General features: G+C 61.7%; 16 protein-coding genes. 5 read left to right on the top strand and 11 right to left on the bottom strand.

Translation table 11 applies throughout. The features are described 5' to 3' along the window. Positions 1 to 120: 120 nt before the first annotated feature. Positions 121 to 264: a hypothetical protein gene (locus ISG32_RS09340; protein ID WP_194770741.1), complete on the top strand. Its 144-nt coding sequence runs from the start codon at positions 121 to 123 to the stop codon at positions 262 to 264. Positions 265 to 328: 64 nt separating this feature from the next. Here the strand turns inward: ISG32_RS09340 and ISG32_RS09335 are convergent, their stop codons facing one another. Together ISG32_RS09335 and ISG32_RS09330 are read right to left on the bottom strand one after the other, a co-directional pair. Beyond that, positions 329 to 925, bottom strand: a complete 597-nt coding sequence (locus tag ISG32_RS09335; protein ID WP_194770740.1) for a chromate transporter — start codon at positions 923 to 925, stop codon at positions 329 to 331. 15 nt (positions 926 to 940) lie between these two features. Beyond that, on the bottom strand, positions 941 to 1,564 hold the full coding sequence (locus ISG32_RS09330) for a chromate transporter (RefSeq protein ID WP_194770739.1): 624 nt from the start codon (positions 1,562 to 1,564) through the stop codon (positions 941 to 943). A gap of 171 nt (positions 1,565 to 1,735) precedes the next feature. Here ISG32_RS09330 and ISG32_RS09325 point away from each other — a divergent pair, with 171 nt between their 5' ends. Then, complete coding sequence (locus tag ISG32_RS09325) at positions 1,736 to 2,587, top strand: fumarylacetoacetate hydrolase family protein (RefSeq protein ID WP_194770738.1); 852 nt, start codon at positions 1,736 to 1,738, stop codon at positions 2,585 to 2,587. A gap of 138 nt (positions 2,588 to 2,725) precedes the next feature. Continuing rightward, positions 2,726 to 3,058 (top strand): SMR family transporter, encoded by a 333-nt coding sequence (locus tag ISG32_RS09320; RefSeq protein WP_194770737.1) that lies wholly within the window; start codon positions 2,726 to 2,728, stop codon positions 3,056 to 3,058. Positions 3,059 to 3,121: 63 nt separating this feature from the next. Here ISG32_RS09320 and ISG32_RS09315 read toward each other — a convergent pair whose 3' ends face one another. The 9 genes from ISG32_RS09315 to tssB all read right to left on the bottom strand — a co-directional run bounded on the left by ISG32_RS09315 (position 3,122) and on the right by tssB (position 11,470). Beyond that, on the bottom strand, positions 3,122 to 3,733 hold the full coding sequence (locus ISG32_RS09315; RefSeq protein ID WP_228529689.1) for a GAF domain-containing protein: 612 nt from the start codon (positions 3,731 to 3,733) through the stop codon (positions 3,122 to 3,124). Between the two features lie 130 nt (positions 3,734 to 3,863). Continuing rightward, positions 3,864 to 4,280, bottom strand: a complete 417-nt coding sequence (locus ISG32_RS09310; RefSeq protein WP_194770735.1) for a cupin domain-containing protein — start codon at positions 4,278 to 4,280, stop codon at positions 3,864 to 3,866. Between the two features lie 82 nt (positions 4,281 to 4,362). After that, positions 4,363 to 5,436, bottom strand: coding sequence for a type VI secretion system baseplate subunit TssG (tssG, locus tag ISG32_RS09305; protein WP_194770734.1), 1,074 nt, complete (start codon positions 5,434 to 5,436; stop codon positions 4,363 to 4,365). A 14-nt stretch (positions 5,437 to 5,450) separates the two neighbouring features. After that, a complete protein-coding gene (tssF, locus tag ISG32_RS09300) occupies positions 5,451 to 7,322 on the bottom strand; it encodes a type VI secretion system baseplate subunit TssF (RefSeq protein ID WP_194770733.1) in 1,872 nt (623 codons plus the stop codon). Further along, positions 7,322 to 7,858, bottom strand: a complete 537-nt coding sequence (gene tssE / locus ISG32_RS09295; protein WP_194770732.1) for a type VI secretion system baseplate subunit TssE — start codon at positions 7,856 to 7,858, stop codon at positions 7,322 to 7,324. Before tssE ends, tssF begins: the two co-directional genes overlap by 1 nt. A gap of 55 nt (positions 7,859 to 7,913) precedes the next feature. Continuing rightward, a complete protein-coding gene (locus ISG32_RS09290) occupies positions 7,914 to 8,693 on the bottom strand; it encodes a type VI secretion system accessory protein TagJ (RefSeq protein WP_194770731.1) in 780 nt (259 codons plus the stop codon). 81 nt (positions 8,694 to 8,774) lie between these two features. Further along, entirely contained in the window at positions 8,775 to 9,308 is a 534-nt protein-coding gene (locus tag ISG32_RS09285; RefSeq protein WP_194770730.1) for an Hcp family type VI secretion system effector, read from the bottom strand. 61 nt (positions 9,309 to 9,369) lie between these two features. Continuing rightward, positions 9,370 to 10,872, bottom strand: coding sequence for a type VI secretion system contractile sheath large subunit (tssC, locus tag ISG32_RS09280; protein ID WP_194770729.1), 1,503 nt, complete (start codon positions 10,870 to 10,872; stop codon positions 9,370 to 9,372). 49 nt (positions 10,873 to 10,921) lie between these two features. After that, complete coding sequence (tssB, locus tag ISG32_RS09275; RefSeq protein ID WP_194771010.1) at positions 10,922 to 11,470, bottom strand: type VI secretion system contractile sheath small subunit; 549 nt, start codon at positions 11,468 to 11,470, stop codon at positions 10,922 to 10,924. A 239-nt stretch (positions 11,471 to 11,709) separates the two neighbouring features. Between tssB and ISG32_RS09270 the strand changes: the two genes are divergently transcribed. Beyond that, positions 11,710 to 14,286 (top strand): type VI secretion system Vgr family protein, encoded by a 2,577-nt coding sequence (locus ISG32_RS09270; protein ID WP_194770728.1) that lies wholly within the window; start codon positions 11,710 to 11,712, stop codon positions 14,284 to 14,286. 60 nt (positions 14,287 to 14,346) lie between these two features. Beyond that, complete coding sequence (locus ISG32_RS09265; RefSeq protein WP_194770727.1) at positions 14,347 to 14,784, top strand: DcrB-related protein; 438 nt, start codon at positions 14,347 to 14,349, stop codon at positions 14,782 to 14,784. Positions 14,785 to 14,788: the final 4 nt, after the last annotated feature.

Genomic DNA, 14,788 nt, shown 5'->3' with positions numbered 1-14,788 from the left:
CTGAGTTTGCGGTGCAGCGTGCCTGGCAAGAGAGGGAAGACACATGCACCAGAACGCGGCAGACCTTGTCGCCTGGATCAACAGCAAAACCCAGCCGGATGGCTGCTATACAGAGAACATATGAACAAGAAATTCATGCAAACGGCTGGGCTGGGCTTGCTGGGCGCAAGTGTTTACGCGTTGACTTCTTCTCAAATTGCCATTGCCGTACCGCTGGCCTGCGTGGGGGCGATCTTGTTTTATCTTTCGGTGAAAAAGTCCTGATCTTGAAGTAGCCCGAAGCAGGGGCGCTTGATGCTCTCGCGGGGCCTCTGCCGGGGTGGGGTTTTCAAACCACTCCCAACGCTCCCAGCACCGCGCCGACCGTCAGCAGCCACAGCAGATGAAGCTTGGTCCGCCAGACCAGCACGGCAGTCAGTGCGCTCACGCACCATAGCGGCCATGCCGCGAGCGGGCCGCCGTGGGCGCTGGCGAGGACCCAGCCGGTGGCGCAGAGCAGGCCTACGACCAGAGGCGCCATGCCTTGCTTGAACGCACGCACGGCGCGTTTTTCGCGGTGCTGCTGGGCCCAGCGCGTGGCGACGAAGGTGAGGGTGCTGCTGGGCAGCAGAATGCCCACCATGCAGATCACCACGCCGAGGCTGCCCAGCAGCCAGCCCATGGGGCTGCCGGCGGGGGCAGCGTTCATGCCGATGTTCCAGCCGAAGAGGGCGACGAAGAGCACGTTGGGGCCGGGGGCGGACTGGGCGATGGCGATGGAGTTGGTGAACTGCAGGTCGGTGAGCAGGCCGTGCTCGTCCACCAGATAGCGGTGCATGTCGGGCGCGGTGGCAATGGCGCCGCCCACGGACAGCAGCGACAGCATCAGGTAGTAGATGAAGAGTTGCAGCCAGTCGAGAGCCTGCATGGTGATCGGGATGGTCATGGCGCGCCTCCCCGATCAGGACTTGATCACTTGGGCGGTGTCGCGCCCGAGCTTGAACCAGGTGAGCACGCAGGTCGTGCCACCGACCACCGGAAGCACCCAGCCGAGCGGAAAGCGCCAGAGCGCCATCGCCGCAAACGTGATGGCCGCAAACACCCAGCAGACCATGGGCCCGAGCGGATGCTTGCGAAACGCGACGGCGAGGCGCAGGCCCGCGCCGATGACGAGACCCGCCGCCACCGCACCCATGCCGCGCAGTGCGCCCGCCACCTGCGGAACGTCGGCATAGTGCTGGTAGAGCAAGGCCAGCGCGATCACCAGCAGCATCGGAATGCAGAGCATGCCGAGCACGGCGGTGATGGCACCGCGCAGACCGAAGTAGCGGTCGCCGATCATCATCGACAGGTTGACCACGTTGGGGCCGGGCAGGATCTGCGCGACAGCCCAGTCCTCGATGAATTCTTCGTTGGTGATCCACTGGCGGCGGTCCACCATCTCCCGCTGCACCACGGCGAGCACGCCGCCAAAGCCCTGCAGCGCCAGCACGGTGAAGGCCCAGAACAGCTCGCGCAGGTTGGCGGGGCGTTTGAGCCCGGAAGCGGGCGAGGGCGGAGAAGTTGGCGTTGCGGGAGCGGTCATGCGTGTCTCTGTCTTTTGCTCCGATGGTAAGGCCTGCGTGTGTGCCGTCAGGAAGCCGGGGCATCGCCGAACGAGAAGCAGGCATCAGGTCTCGAGATGGTCTCGCGATGCTTGCGTATGAGATCGCAAACAGGCTCTAACATCACATGCATTCAAAACAAGGAGATTTTCATGAAATTGGTCAGATACGGTGAACGGGGCGTCGAGCGTGCAGGGGTGGTCGATGCGGCAGGGCGCGTGCGCGATCTCTCGATGCTGTTGCCCGACCTGGGGCCGAATCAGCTGTCGCCGCGCACGCTGGCGGCGCTGGCCGCCATCGACATCGCGCAGCTGCCGTTGGTCGAGGAGGGTGTGCGTCTGGGCTGTCCCGTCGGGCAGGTCGGCAAGATCATCTGTGTGGGGCTGAACTACCGCGACCACGCGGAAGAGGCCAACATGCCCGTGCCCAAGGAGCCGGTGCTGTTCATGAAGGCGATCACCTCGCTTTCGGGACCGAACGACGATGTGCAGATTCCGCCCGGGGCGCAGAAGACCGACTGGGAGGTGGAGCTCGGCATCGTCATCGGCTCGCGGCTCAAGCACGTGGGCAAGGACGCGGCGCTCGGGCATGTGGCGGGCTATGTGCTGGGCAACGACGTTTCCGAACGCGCCTACCAGACCGAGCGCGGCGGGCAGTGGGACAAGGGCAAGAGCTACGACACCTTTGCGCCCATCGGCCCGTGGCTGGTGACGGCGGATGAGGTGGGCGATCCGCATGCGCTCGGTCTCTGGCTCGACGTGAACGGCCAGCGCATGCAGGACGGCAACACGAAGAACTTCATCTTCGACGTGCCGACCATGCTGTCCTACATCAGCGATTTCATGACGCTTGAGCCCGGCGACATCGTGCTGACAGGCACGCCGGCGGGCGTCGGTCTCGGCCAGAAACCCGCGCCGAAATTTCTGCGCGCAGGAGACGAGATGCGGCTTGGCATCACGGGGCTGGGCGAGCAGCGTCTGCGCTGCGTGGCGAGTCAAGCCTGATCCTAAACACCGCTTGCACCCGCGATGCGTGGGGACAAGCGGGGGCGTGCATTTCGCGCGGGGCGTTTCGACGTAGGCTTGATGGCTTGGGCCCTGATCGATGGCGGAGGTCGCCACGCGGGCCAGAGGTTTTTCGACATGCCACCACTGCTTCTGCTCGGCGCCGCCATCGTCTCCGAGGTCATCGCCACCACTGCGCTCAAATCGTCCGATGGCTTTCAGCGCCTTGCGCCCAGCGCGCTGGCCGTGGTGGGCTACTGCATCTCGTTCTGGCTGCTCTCACAGGTGATGAAGTCCATTCCAACGGGCGTGGTCTACGCCATCTGGTCGGGGCTGGGCATCGTGCTGATCTCCATCGTCGGCTGGCTGGTGCACGGCCAGAAGCTCGATCTGCCCGCCGTCGCCGGCATGGCGCTGATCGTGATCGGCGTGCTGGTGATCCAGCTGTTCTCCAAGGCGTCGGGGCACTGAGTACATGTATGCGATCTTCGCGCGTCGAGATCGCAAACATGCACAGAGACAAGGGCTCGCTGCCTACTTGCGTCCCAGTTTGTCGCTCCAGTCCTTTTTCTGCTGAGCGTCCGCCAGCGGCTGGAGCTGCCAGCCGGCGATCGTCTCCTCGCGCTGCTGCGCAAGGCGCAGGTCGATGCGCTTGGCGGCCACGCGCGCCACGCATTCAAGCTTCTGCAGGTCCTTCTGGGTGAGCGTGGGATCGGCAGCCATGCTGAACGTGCACAGCGTTCCGTAGACCTGACCGTTGGCGAGCACGATGGGCGCGCTGATGTGCGCGCCTACGCGAAACGGCGTGTCCGGCAGCTTGGCGCTTTTGCGATGGGTTTCGGCGTCGTGCACCAGCTTGGGCAGGCGGCCGTCGAGCACGCATTGGCAGAATGATTCCTCGAGCCGCGAGCCCCCGCCCGTGGCGATGAGGTCGCAGCCGGGCTTGTTGTCGACATGCTTGAACATGCGCTTTCCATCGCGGATCTCGGAGAGAAAGATCACGTCCATTTTCAGGTTCTCGCGCAGATCGTGCAGCACCTGACGGACGGTGTCGTCCACCAGATCGTCGCTTTGATCCGCAGTGGTGACAATCAGCTCGGTGACGCTGACTTCGAGCGCGTCTGGCGCGTAATCCCAGATGTGCATGGCCAATGGATACCCCTTAGTAACGCTTTGCTTGCTAACACTTCACTTTGTGAACGAAGTTTAGCGAGGGATTCTGCCTCTTTGAGGGAAAACGCGTGTCGGCGACGCGGCTATTCTTCGGGCGCGCAGGTCAGTCCCTGTGTTCGACCGCTTCGACCACCTCGGTCTTGAATTCGCCGGGCATCACGATCTCCAGCATTTCCACGTCCTCGCTGTGCCCGAGTTCGCGGTGGCGTATGCCTGGCGGCTGGTAAACGCAGGAACCCGCCTCGAGCCGCACCGGGCCGTGGCCCTCGTATTCGAATTCAACCCAGCCCTTGAGAACATAGACGAGCTGAAAATCGATGTGGTGCCGATGCGGGACGCCGTTGAACTCTTCGCCCTGCGCTGCACGGATCACGTGCGCGACGACGCGGCCGTCCGTGGCCTGCTTCATGCCGAGATCGCGGTATTCAAAGAACGAGCGCAGCCCGCGCTCGAACAGGGCGTTGTGGGCGTGGGAGACGACGAGTCGGTCTCCGGGGCCGGGGGATGAGGGCGTTGGCATGGTTTGTCTCCGTTGTCGTGGGGGATGCACGCCCATTCTCGTGCTTTCTCTCCACCAGCGTGAGACGCCATTGGCGAGCCGCTCAGCCCGCCTTCAGTCGCCTTGAGTCGCGTTCGGGGTCGAGGCGCAGGTCATTGGCGGGTGCGTCGCTTGCGCGCTTGCCCATCCAGGTGGTCCAGCCAAGGCGCGAGCCACCGCCGAGCGACGTGCGCGGCACTTCGTCGGCACGCAGTTGCAGTTCCACGTCCCAATCCATCTCGATGCCGATGTAGTTGCGCACCCAGTCGCGCAGCTTGCGGTTGTTGGCCTCGGGCGGCAGAAAGCTCTCGTACTTGCGCAGTTCCATGGGGCCGAGCGTGATGCGGAACTTGGCCTGCACGTCCTGCAGGCGGCTGCCCGCGATGGCGCTTACGCCAAGCTGGTTGTTCTGGCCCATACCGCCAAGGCGGGTCTGATCGGCCACGTCGATGTGAATCCAGCTCTTGAGAAACTCGGTGATCGCGGCCTGGGTGCCGAAGTAGTGGCCGATGAGCTTTTCAAGTCCTTCGGGGTTGCGCGTGAGGCGCGCGAGATGCCCGGCGGCGTAGAGCTTGGCGCTGTCTTCGATGGAGTCACGCTGCCAGCTGTTTTCAAAGCCGAGCCCGACCAGCGCGCCCGCATAGAAGCTGAATTTGTCGACGCCGGGGCGGTCGAGCTGCACGACGGACTGCGCGTCGGCCCAGGCGCGGTAGAACAGACTGATGAAGCGGTGGTGGAACAGATCGACGAAATCCGCAGGCGCGGGATCGCCGTGGTTGTGCAGCCGCTCGCGCACGTACTCGGTCAGGTGGATCGGCAGCGCGCCGTTGGGGCCAAAGACGCCGAAGCTGAAAATGCGCACCAGCGGTCTCCCGCCATGGCCGGTGGGCTGCACGCTGTAGAGCGTGGAAGGCGCAAACACCGTGGACGGTTGCTGGCCAAGCCGCACCACGTCTTCGCGCGGGGTTTGCGATGCGCCAAGGCGCGCCGACGGAGAGGCGGCATCCAGATGGCGCAGCAGCGCGAACAAATCGATGGCCTCGGTCTGCGGCAGGGTGGTGCGCACGAGCTGCGAGAGAGCGCTTGCGGACGATGCGTTCCCGGAAGGGTGCGGGAAATGGGTTGCGGAGCTTTCCATGGCGGCTCTCTGCGTCACGCCGTCGGGCGCATGCCCTGGCGCGTGGCCCATTCGGCAAAGGGTCCGTTCTGCAGCGTGCTCATCTTCAATCGCGTGGCGGAGTTGATGCCGACATGGCGCGCGAAAAAGCGCTCAAGCACCGCGCCGAACAGCCACGAGCTGCTGCCGCCGAACTTGGCTTGATCCACCGTGAGGTGGATGTCGACGCCGCGCCCATAGACGATGGGACCGGGTTGGCGCACGCGCGCGAACATCGGCGTGAGGCTGACGGAGGCCACCGCATCGGCCTGCTGCGCCGTGTCGGGACGGCTGAGCTGCGCGTAGAGATTGAGCAGCTCGCGCATGACCTTCGCGCCCTCGGTGGGGGTGGAGTCGGTGAGCGTCTGGTAGTTGAGCTGAAGATGGCTGAGCAATCGCCAGGTCGTCTTGCGCTCGGCGATCGACGCGGCGGGGCGGGTGAGCGTGGTCACCAGCTCCACGCGCTGCACCGGCGCGGACACCGCCAGCTGGAAGTTGCGCTCCCCCGCCGAGGTGATGAGCAGCGACAGATCGCGGTTCGTGCACAGCATGTCGGGCGCGATACGGCTGAGCGTGTGTGGGTAGGGCGCGTCCTGGCGATCGACGAGCTGCGCGAACACTTCGCTGCCGATGTAGCCGGTGCGCGGGCCATTGCGCTTGGCGACTTCGGAGAGTTTGCGCGGCTCGCGGCGCAGCGAGAAATAGGCCTGCGAATGCGAGCTTTCCTGCGCACCCAGCGTTTCGTAGATCGGCAGAAAGGTCTGCACGTCGGTGTTGTTGGCGGCGTAGCCATGGATCGAACCGACCGAGTAGATCTCGTAGTCCAGCGGGCGCGTGCGGTCGCCAAGCAGATGGTGCTCGAAGTGCGCGAGCGACACGTCGATGCGGTCGCCCTTCTTTGGAAAGAGGTTGATGACGGGCGTGCAGAACAGGTGGAAGTGGCTGTCGGAGACCACTTTTTCGAGCTCGGTGGCAGCGCGGTCGAAGTGCAGCACGAACTCGATGCGCGTCGCGCGCACGGTCTTGAGAATCTGCCGCAGCCGCTTGATCTTGAAGAACCGGTAGCGGTCCGGGCAGGCGAAGTACTCGTGCAGCAGGCGATAGCCGCTGAAGCTCTGCTCGCCGTACGGGATCAGCGCCTCGTCGTTTTCGAAGCCCATGCCGCTGACCTGATCGGCCGCGAGCCAGGACTGGTGATCGTTGCCCGCCTCGTCGCGCCACTTGAGCGCACCGCCCACAAGCCGCCCGCAGATCAGCTCGAGCAGCAGCAGCGCGCGGTCGAACGGCCCGGCGATGTAGACGGGCAGTTCGTCAAAATCGATGGTGCGGAATTCCTTGTCACCGCTGGTCTCCAGCACCAGGTGCAGGCTGCTGGCGACCTTCTTCTGGTTGGCGGGGATGCGCACGTCGGTGGCCAGACCCTCGACCCATGCCTGCTTGACGCCCACCGGCAACAGCTCCACGTCGTGTGCAGTGCGGAACTGGCAGGCGGTCACCTGACCGGGAGAAATCGGCGCACGCAGCACGGTGAGGCGTGGCACCTTGAACGCACCGGTGAGGCCGCCCTCCGTCTCGCTCGGGTGCAGCCGCACGATGCCCATGGCGGGCGTGGGCGAGAGGTAGTGCGGATAGATCAGCTCCAACAGGCGCTGCGAGAAGCGCGGAAACTCCGCGTCCATCTTGAGCTGGATGCGGCCGGCCAGCAGCGCGAAACCTTCGAGCAGACGCTCCACATAGGGGTCCGCCACCTCGAGCCCCTTCATGCCCAGACGCCCGGCGATCTTGGGGTGCTCCTGCGCGAATTCCTGCCCCATCTCCCGGATGTAGGCGAGCTCGCGGTTGTAGTAGTCCAGCAGTCGCGGGTCCATCAGTTGTCCCCCATCTGGTCGTGCAGGGTGACGGAGCCGGTCTCCAGATCGATGCTGGATTTGAGCAGCATCTCGATGGGGTAGGGTTGCGCCCAGATCTGGCCACGGATCTCGAACACCACCATGTTGTGCGCGGCCTCGTCGTCCGACGCGAGGCTGGCGTTGACCACCAGCGTCGCGGGCATCACGCGAGGCTCGAACAGCTGGATGGTGTTCTTGATCGCGGCCTCCAGATCGGTGAGTTTCACATCGGAGATGCGCTTGCCGGAAAACGCGGGCAGGCCGTAGTTCAGCGTCGAATTGCGCGCTTCCGCGAATTCTTCAAGCATCAGCTCGGCCTCGGCATTCGTCGCGTTGAGCAGCCAGGACAGGTCACGCAGAATGATCTGGCGAAGCTGCTTGCGCGTGACCAGACGCTCGCTCGTCGCGTCCTTGTCACGCTGCGGCGCATGGTCCGTCAGGCGGTCCAGCAGCGTTGGCAGCAGACGGTCTGCGGTGCCGTAGTGGAGTTGATCGTTGCTGTCTGAGCGGTCCATGCTGATTGCGGCGGTCGATGACGGTTGCGGTTGCTGATGCTGATGCGGTTGGTGTTTATTCGGCCTTGGAATCCAGTCGGATCTCGCGGATGTCGAGCAGCGACATCTCGCGCGCGTTGGTCGAAAACACTTTCACGCCGTGACCGATGAAATCGCCCACGGAGGTCTCGCTCCAGCTCGTCAGGCGCGAGCGCAGGTGGCCGTCTTCCACCACGCCTTCGACAAGGGGATAGCGCGCGGGCAGCATCATGGGATGCAGGCCTTCATTGACCAGTTTCACGTGCGCGGGCAGCCAGACCAGGTCGCGCAGGTCTTCCGGCTTGTCGATCTTCACTTCGACGACGGACTCGAACGGCAGCCAGTAGTAGTCGCCGTTCACGAAAACTTCTAGGACCGGGCCGAGGCGTGAGTCGGCATCGGCGATCCAATCAAAATGTGATTCATTGATGCGGCCGGAAACCGCTTCGGCGGCATCGAGCGCCTGAATGCGCAGTTCGGCGGCTTGCTCGGTCTGGCCCTTGGCATCCATCTGCAGCGCTTCGATCAGAAAGCCGAGCCACTGGGCGGGCTTGCCGAGCACCTGCGGCGTGCGCGTGCCGGCGAACACATCCGCGCGCACCATCTCCGCGCGCAAGGCAAGGCGATAGGCCTGCGCGAGCAGCTTGTGCGTCTCGTTGAGCTGTGCAGCCACCTGCAGTTGACCCAGCGCCTTCTGCCACTTGCCGGCCTGCGCATAGAGCTGGAACAGATGCACGCGCAACTTGTCGTCAGAAGGTTTCTGGCGGATCGCTTCCTGTACCTGGGACGTCTTGTCTGCCAATGTGAGTTCAGCCATGTGTTCCGATGAAAAGAGAGCAATGGTGGAAGAAAAAAAAGGGGCGAAGCGCCCCTCTCTTGGAAACCCGAGGCGAACCTATCAGGTGTTGGCCTTGAGGTCCCACTCGGCGACCACTGCACCGCCCATGGAGCCGGAGTTGGTCTGCGACTTGCCTTCGACCTTGATCTTCTGGAAGTTGAAGCCGCAGTCGAACATGGGTTCGGTGGACTCAGCGCCAGACAGGTTCAGGGACGAGATGAGCACGTTGGTCATCTTGATGTTCAGGAATTCCTGCTGCGAGCCACCGGCCTTGCAAGCAGAGATTTCCACGGAGCCGATGTGTTCGCCCGAAGCGCACTTCTTCATCAGCGTAGCGAAGCACTTGTCAAAACGACCACGGATGGTCAGGTCTTGCCATTGAGCCTTGCCGGAGCCGCCGCCGCCGCCGTATGCAAATGCACCCGCGTTGGCCACACCACCAGCGATGGACTCGACGTGCAGCCAGCCCTTGTGCTTGGAGTCTTCGGATTCACCGTCAACGCCATCGATCTTGCAATAGATATCGACCACGCCACCGACGCGTTGCTCGGGCGACACGTTGGCCACGGGGCTGTTCAAACGATTCACTGCCATTTTTTTCCTCCAGATAAACAGGGATTAATGATCAATTCAACTGACAACAGGGGACTTCTGATTACTGCTGCACTGCCGCTTGTTTCACGGATGGCAGCTTGGACACCAGGCGCAAGGAAACCGTGAGGCCCTCGAGTTGGTAGTGAGGACGCAAGAAGAACTTGGCCGTGTAGTAGCCTGGGTTCTCCTCAATTTCTTCAACCACGACTTCGGCGGCTGCCAAAGGTTTCATTGCCTTGACGGATTCGGAAGAATTGCCTGGATCACCATCGACGTAGTTCATGATCCAGTTGTTCAACCAAAGCTGCACATCGTCACGCTCCTTGAAGGAGCCGATCTTGTCGCGGACGATGCACTTGAGATAGTGCGCAAAGCGGCAGCATGCGAAGAGGTACGGCAGGCGCGCGGACAGATTGGCATTGGCCGTCGCGTCGGCGTCGTAATACTCTGCAGGCTTTTGCAGTGACTGGGCGCCGATGAAGGCTGCCACGTCGCTGTTCTTGCGATACACGAGCGGCATCAGGCCGTTCTTGGCGAGTTCCGCTTCGCGGCGGTCGCTGATCGCAATTTCGGTGGGGCACTTGATGTCCACGCCACCGTCGTCGCTCGGGAAGACGTGCACCGGCAGGTCTTCCACGATGCCGCCGGACTCCACGCCGCGGATCGATGTGCACCAGCCGTAGAGCTTGAACGAACGGTTGATGTTCGTTGCCATCGCATAAGCGGAGTTGGACCAGCAGAAATTGTTGTGGTTGGCGCCGGCGGTGTCTTCTTCGAAGTCGAAGCCGTCGACCGGGTTTTCCTTCGTGCTGTAGGGCAGGCGCGAGAGGAAGCGCGGCATCGTCAGACCCAGATAACGCGCGTCGTCCGAGTCACGCAGTGCGCGCCACTTGATGTATTCGGTGTTGCCGAAAATCTTGGTCAGATCGCGCGGATTGGCCAGTTCCTGCCATGACTCCATCTGCATCAGACTGGAGTCCGCACCGGCGATGAAGGGGCAGTGTGCCGATGCCGCGATCTTCGACATTTCGGTGAGCAGCGCCACGTCCTGGGGGTTGTGGTCGAAGTGGTAGTCGCCCACGAGGCAGCCGAAAGGCTCGCCGCCGAACTGGCCGTATTCCGCTTCGTAGACCTTCTTGAAGATGGGGCTCTGGTCCCACAGGATGCCCTTGTGGCGCTGCAGCGTGCGGCCCAGATCCTTCTTGTTGATGTTGAAGATCTGGATCTTCAGCATCTCGTCGGTCTCGGTGTTGTTCACGAGATAGTGCAGACCGCGCCAGGTGCCTTCCAGGCGCTGGAAGTCCTCGTGGTGGATGATCAGGTTCACCTGTTCCGACAGCTTGCGGTCGATCTCGGCGATCATGCCCTCGACGGTGCGGTAGGCATCGGCGGAGATGATGTTGGTGTTGGTCAGTGCCTGCTCCGCCAGCGTGCGCACGGCGGAGACGACGGCTTCCTGAGCCTGCTCGGTCTTGGGTTTGAATTCCTTGTTCAGCAGCGAGGCAAACGCATCGCTTTCGAGCGTTGTTGACTGCGCAAGGCCTTGTTTTTCAGTGACTGCCATTCTGGTGTTCCTCGAAATGGGTTAGGAGCCGCAACGTGAGTGACGCCGGTTACTGCTCTTCATTTCCCGGGGAGTTCTCGGCCTTTTGCTGATTCGGTGTGGAGGACAGGGCCTTCATCAGCGCCGGATCTGCCAGTACCTTGGCAATCAGGTTTTCCGCGCCGGACTTGCCGTCCATGTACGACAGCAGATTGGCCAACTGGGTGCGGGCATCGAGCAGCTTGCTCAGCGCGTCCACCTTCTTGGCGACTGCATCGGGCGAGAAATCATCCATGCTGTCAAAGGTGATGTCCACGGCCATGTTGCCCTCGCCAGTCAGCGTGTTGGGCACTTGATAGGACACGCGTGGCTTGATGGCCTTCATGCGGGCGTCGAAGTTGTCGACGTCGATCTCGAGGAACTTGCGGTCCCCGACTTCGGGCAGCGCCTCCGTCGGCTTGCCCGACAGATCCGCCATCACACCCATCACAAATGGCAGCTGGATCTTCTTCTCCGAACCGTAGACCTCGACGTCGTACTCGATCTGTACGCGAGGCGCGCGATTGCGGGCGATGAATTTCTGGCCGCTTTTCCCTCTCGCAGCAAGGCGCTGCTTCATGTTCATGCTAGTGGTCATATTTCGTCCAACCAATGCTGTATGAAGTTGCAGAATGCGATAAATATTAGCAATCTGTTTTCTAATCTACATCAATTTTGTTGAAGTGATGTTACATGACCTTCAACTATCGTTGTGTATTAGTCACTAAGTTTTTGCTATCGTAAGATAAAAACTGCAAACAATGTTGAGCCGTTCGTCGAGTCGGATCTACCGCACAGGCGGCAAAGGAGATTTCAGGAATGAATCGCACCTTCATTGCCCATAGTCCATTGGGCGAGCAATTGGAGTTCCGTTCACTGGAGGGAAGCGAGCAGATATCGCGCCTTTTCGAGTACCGCGTCCGGCTGATCAGCCAGAGCGCATCGATCTCCGCCAAGAGTCTTCTCGGAAAGGACATGAGCGTGGAGGTGGACCTGACCACCAAGCTCGGCGGTGGGGGCAAGCGGTTTCTCTCGGGGCAGGTGACGCAGTTCACCTACATCGGTCGCGATGGGGATTTCTATAGCTACGAAGCCGTGCTGAGGCCATGGCTATGGCATGCGACGCGCCGCTCGGACTTCAAGATCTTCCAGTTCAAGAAGGTGCCGGACATCATCAAGGAAGTGCTGGGCCCGTATGGTTTCACCATCGAGGACAAGCTCACCGGCAGCTATCGCACCTGGGACTACATGGTCCAGTACGGCGAGACGGACTTCAATTTTGTAGCTCGCCTGCTCGAATCTGAAGGCGGATACTTCTATTTTGAACACAGCCAGGGCAGCCACAAACTGGTGCTGGCCGACGACATCGGTAGCCACAGCCCGCTGCCCAGCGGCCCCAGCACGATCACCTACTACTCGGGCGACCGCGCGGCGCACGTGCACGATGAGGACTTCATCGACGGCTGGAGCTTTGCCGAAGACATCGCCAGCGGCCATTTTGCGGCGGACGATTACGATTTCGAAAAGCCCAAGGCCATTCTGGACACCAAGCAGCAGCAGCCCGCAGGCCACACCGAAGACAGCCGCGAGCTCTATGACTGGCCCGGTGGTTACACCGAAACCGGCGATGGCGAGAACTACGCGCGGGTGCGAATCGAACAGCAAAAGGCGCAACGAGAAGTAGCCCAAGGTGAGGGCAATGCGCGAAATATTGCTCCTGGTTACCTTTTTTCCTTGACGCGCTATCCGCGTGAAGACCAGAACAAGGAATACCTCATTGAATCGGCGTACTACCGGTTTGAAGAGAACGTGCGTCGCAGCGATGGCGCTGGCGGCTCGGGCAGCGCCAAGCGCGCGGGCATCGACAGCCCGACGACGTACCGCATCAGCTTCAACGTGGTGCCCAAGAGCGTGCCGTACCGCAGCCAGCGCGTGACCCCGAAGCCGCACACCACGGGTCCACAGACTGCAGTCGTCACCGGACCGGCGGGCGAAGAGATCTACACCGACAAATACGGGCGCGTGAAGGTGCAGTTCCACTGGGACCGCTACGGCACGATGGACGAAAACTCCAGCTGCTGGATCCGCGTGAGCCAGACCTGGGCGGGCAGCAACTACGGCGGCATGCACATCCCTCGCATCGGCCAGGAAGTGATCGTCGACTTTTTGAACGGCGACCCGGACTACCCGATCATCACAGGGCGTGTGTACAACGCGCTGCAGATGCCGCCGTGGGAGCTGCCCAAGCACAAGACGCAATCGGGCACGCAGACCAACTGGAGCAAGGGCGGCGGCGGCAAGAACATGCTTCGCTTTGAAGACCAGAAGGGCATCGAGCATCTGGAGCTGTCGAGCGACCACGGCAATACGCACCTCCACATGGGCTACCTGTTGAATCAGGGCTCGGAGGCCAAGCGCAGTTATGGGTTTGAATTGCGGACCAATGAGTGGGGGGCCATCCGCGCGGACAAGGGCTTGCTGATCACGACGTACACGCAGGACTTCAAGCAGAAGATTTCGCACGACAGCCCGGATGGGCATGAGCAGATGAATTCCGTGCTCACTCAAGCCCAGACTCTGCAACAGAACGCGGAGTCATCGGTTGCGGCTGCGAAGGGCGTCATCGGCAATTTGAAGCAAGGGCGTGATCAGGTCGTGCAGAAGATGACGTCAGCCATCCCGAGCGTGGCCGCTCAGGCACTGGGGATGATGGCACAGGCTGCGCCGACCGGACAGGAACTCGCGGTGCCCGACAGCGGAAATCCGGCCCTCGCGCAATCGATGGAACTGCTGAGCAACAGCCGCGACATCAATAAGCCCATCGTATCCATCGTGAGCCCGGAGGGGCATTCGATGATCACGCCAAAGCCGGTGGTCATGAGCAGCGGCCAGAGCACCTCAATTCACTCGGGCGCCCATGTGACCATGACCAGCGCGGGACAAACCACGGTGCTGGCCAGCGCAGGGATGAGTACACACGTGGACTCCGGGGGGCATGGCATTACGGTGACGGCTGGCGACATTGCGCACAGCGCTTTGTCAGGTGCGATCAACCTCACTTCACAAAACTCGGCCAGCTTGACTTCTACCTCGGAGAACGCGCACGTCGAAGGCAAGCTGAATGTGTTGGTGCAGGCTATAGACCAGGGCGTACGTATCACCGCACCCAAACGGATTGAGCTCGAATGCGGCGCAACCAAGATCGTGATGGATGGCGAGGCGGGAACCATCAGCATCGTGGCGCAAAACAAGATCTACACCGAGTCGATGGGTGCCGACGTCCATACCAAGGCGAAGACACAGGTGACGGCCGAGGGTGAGACCGGGCTGCTGAGTTTTTCCAATGTGTTGCAGCAACACGGGTCGGAGATCCATCTGAACCCGGACAAGGCATGAGCACGGTATCGGTGCCGCGCTATCTGGCGGCGAGTGCGTTTCAATTGAACAGGGTCGTGAATGAAGTATCTAGCACAGGAATTTGAAATCGATTTGCCCGTCCCGTTCCGGGATCAGACGGTGAATGCGCTGATGTTGGGAGAGGGCTCCCTGCCCAGTTTCAACCTAGTGGTCAGCCGGGACGTACTACCAAAGAACGAAACCCTCGCCAGCGTCGTGAAGAAGCAGTTGCAGGTCATCGCTGGGCAGGACAAGTTCAAGGAAATGGAGCCGCAAAAGGCGCGAACCGTGCCGGTGGCCGGGGGAGGAGTGCTTAGCGGCATAGAGATTTTTGTCCGCTTCAAGAATGGTGGAAACATCATCTATCAAAAGCACTTGTACGTCTTACCCGACGAGAAACGGATTCTCATTTTCGTGGGAACGTCTCGCGGACTATGGGAGGACAAGGAGACACTGCAGTGGAACAACCTGATGAACAGTGTGTCGCTGAAACCCTGATTCG

The sequence above is a fragment of the Diaphorobacter caeni genome, from assembly GCF_015354245.1.
Classification (GTDB): domain Bacteria; phylum Pseudomonadota; class Gammaproteobacteria; order Burkholderiales; family Burkholderiaceae_C; genus Diaphorobacter_A; species Diaphorobacter_A caeni.
The sequence above is the reverse complement of the archived record's forward strand: the minus strand, read 5'-3'. Positions and strand labels throughout refer to the sequence as shown.

What these genes read in the sequence shown, in the direction of transcription:
- ISG32_RS09340 (WP_194770741.1), top strand. Translation starts at nt 121, where the DNA reads ATGAACAAGAAATTCATGCAAACGGCTGGGCTGGGCTTGCTGGGCGCA.
- ISG32_RS09335 (WP_194770740.1), bottom strand. Translation starts at nt 925, where the DNA reads ATGACCATCCCGATCACCATGCAGGCTCTCGACTGGCTGCAACTCTTC.
- ISG32_RS09330 (WP_194770739.1), bottom strand. Translation starts at nt 1,564, where the DNA reads ATGACCGCTCCCGCAACGCCAACTTCTCCGCCCTCGCCCGCTTCCGGG.
- ISG32_RS09325 (WP_194770738.1), top strand. Translation starts at nt 1,736, where the DNA reads ATGAAATTGGTCAGATACGGTGAACGGGGCGTCGAGCGTGCAGGGGTG.
- ISG32_RS09320 (WP_194770737.1), top strand. Translation starts at nt 2,726, where the DNA reads ATGCCACCACTGCTTCTGCTCGGCGCCGCCATCGTCTCCGAGGTCATC.
- ISG32_RS09315 (WP_228529689.1), bottom strand. Translation starts at nt 3,733, where the DNA reads ATGCACATCTGGGATTACGCGCCAGACGCGCTCGAAGTCAGCGTCACC.
- ISG32_RS09310 (WP_194770735.1), bottom strand. Translation starts at nt 4,280, where the DNA reads ATGCCAACGCCCTCATCCCCCGGCCCCGGAGACCGACTCGTCGTCTCC.
- tssG (WP_194770734.1), bottom strand. Translation starts at nt 5,436, where the DNA reads ATGGAAAGCTCCGCAACCCATTTCCCGCACCCTTCCGGGAACGCATCG.
- tssF (WP_194770733.1), bottom strand. Translation starts at nt 7,322, where the DNA reads ATGGACCCGCGACTGCTGGACTACTACAACCGCGAGCTCGCCTACATC.
- tssE (WP_194770732.1), bottom strand. Translation starts at nt 7,858, where the DNA reads ATGGACCGCTCAGACAGCAACGATCAACTCCACTACGGCACCGCAGAC.
- ISG32_RS09290 (WP_194770731.1), bottom strand. Translation starts at nt 8,693, where the DNA reads ATGGCTGAACTCACATTGGCAGACAAGACGTCCCAGGTACAGGAAGCG.
- ISG32_RS09285 (WP_194770730.1), bottom strand. Translation starts at nt 9,308, where the DNA reads ATGGCAGTGAATCGTTTGAACAGCCCCGTGGCCAACGTGTCGCCCGAG.
- tssC (WP_194770729.1), bottom strand. Translation starts at nt 10,872, where the DNA reads ATGGCAGTCACTGAAAAACAAGGCCTTGCGCAGTCAACAACGCTCGAA.
- tssB (WP_194771010.1), bottom strand. Translation starts at nt 11,470, where the DNA reads ATGAAGCAGCGCCTTGCTGCGAGAGGGAAAAGCGGCCAGAAATTCATC.
- ISG32_RS09270 (WP_194770728.1), top strand. Translation starts at nt 11,710, where the DNA reads ATGAATCGCACCTTCATTGCCCATAGTCCATTGGGCGAGCAATTGGAG.
- ISG32_RS09265 (WP_194770727.1), top strand. Translation starts at nt 14,347, where the DNA reads ATGAAGTATCTAGCACAGGAATTTGAAATCGATTTGCCCGTCCCGTTC.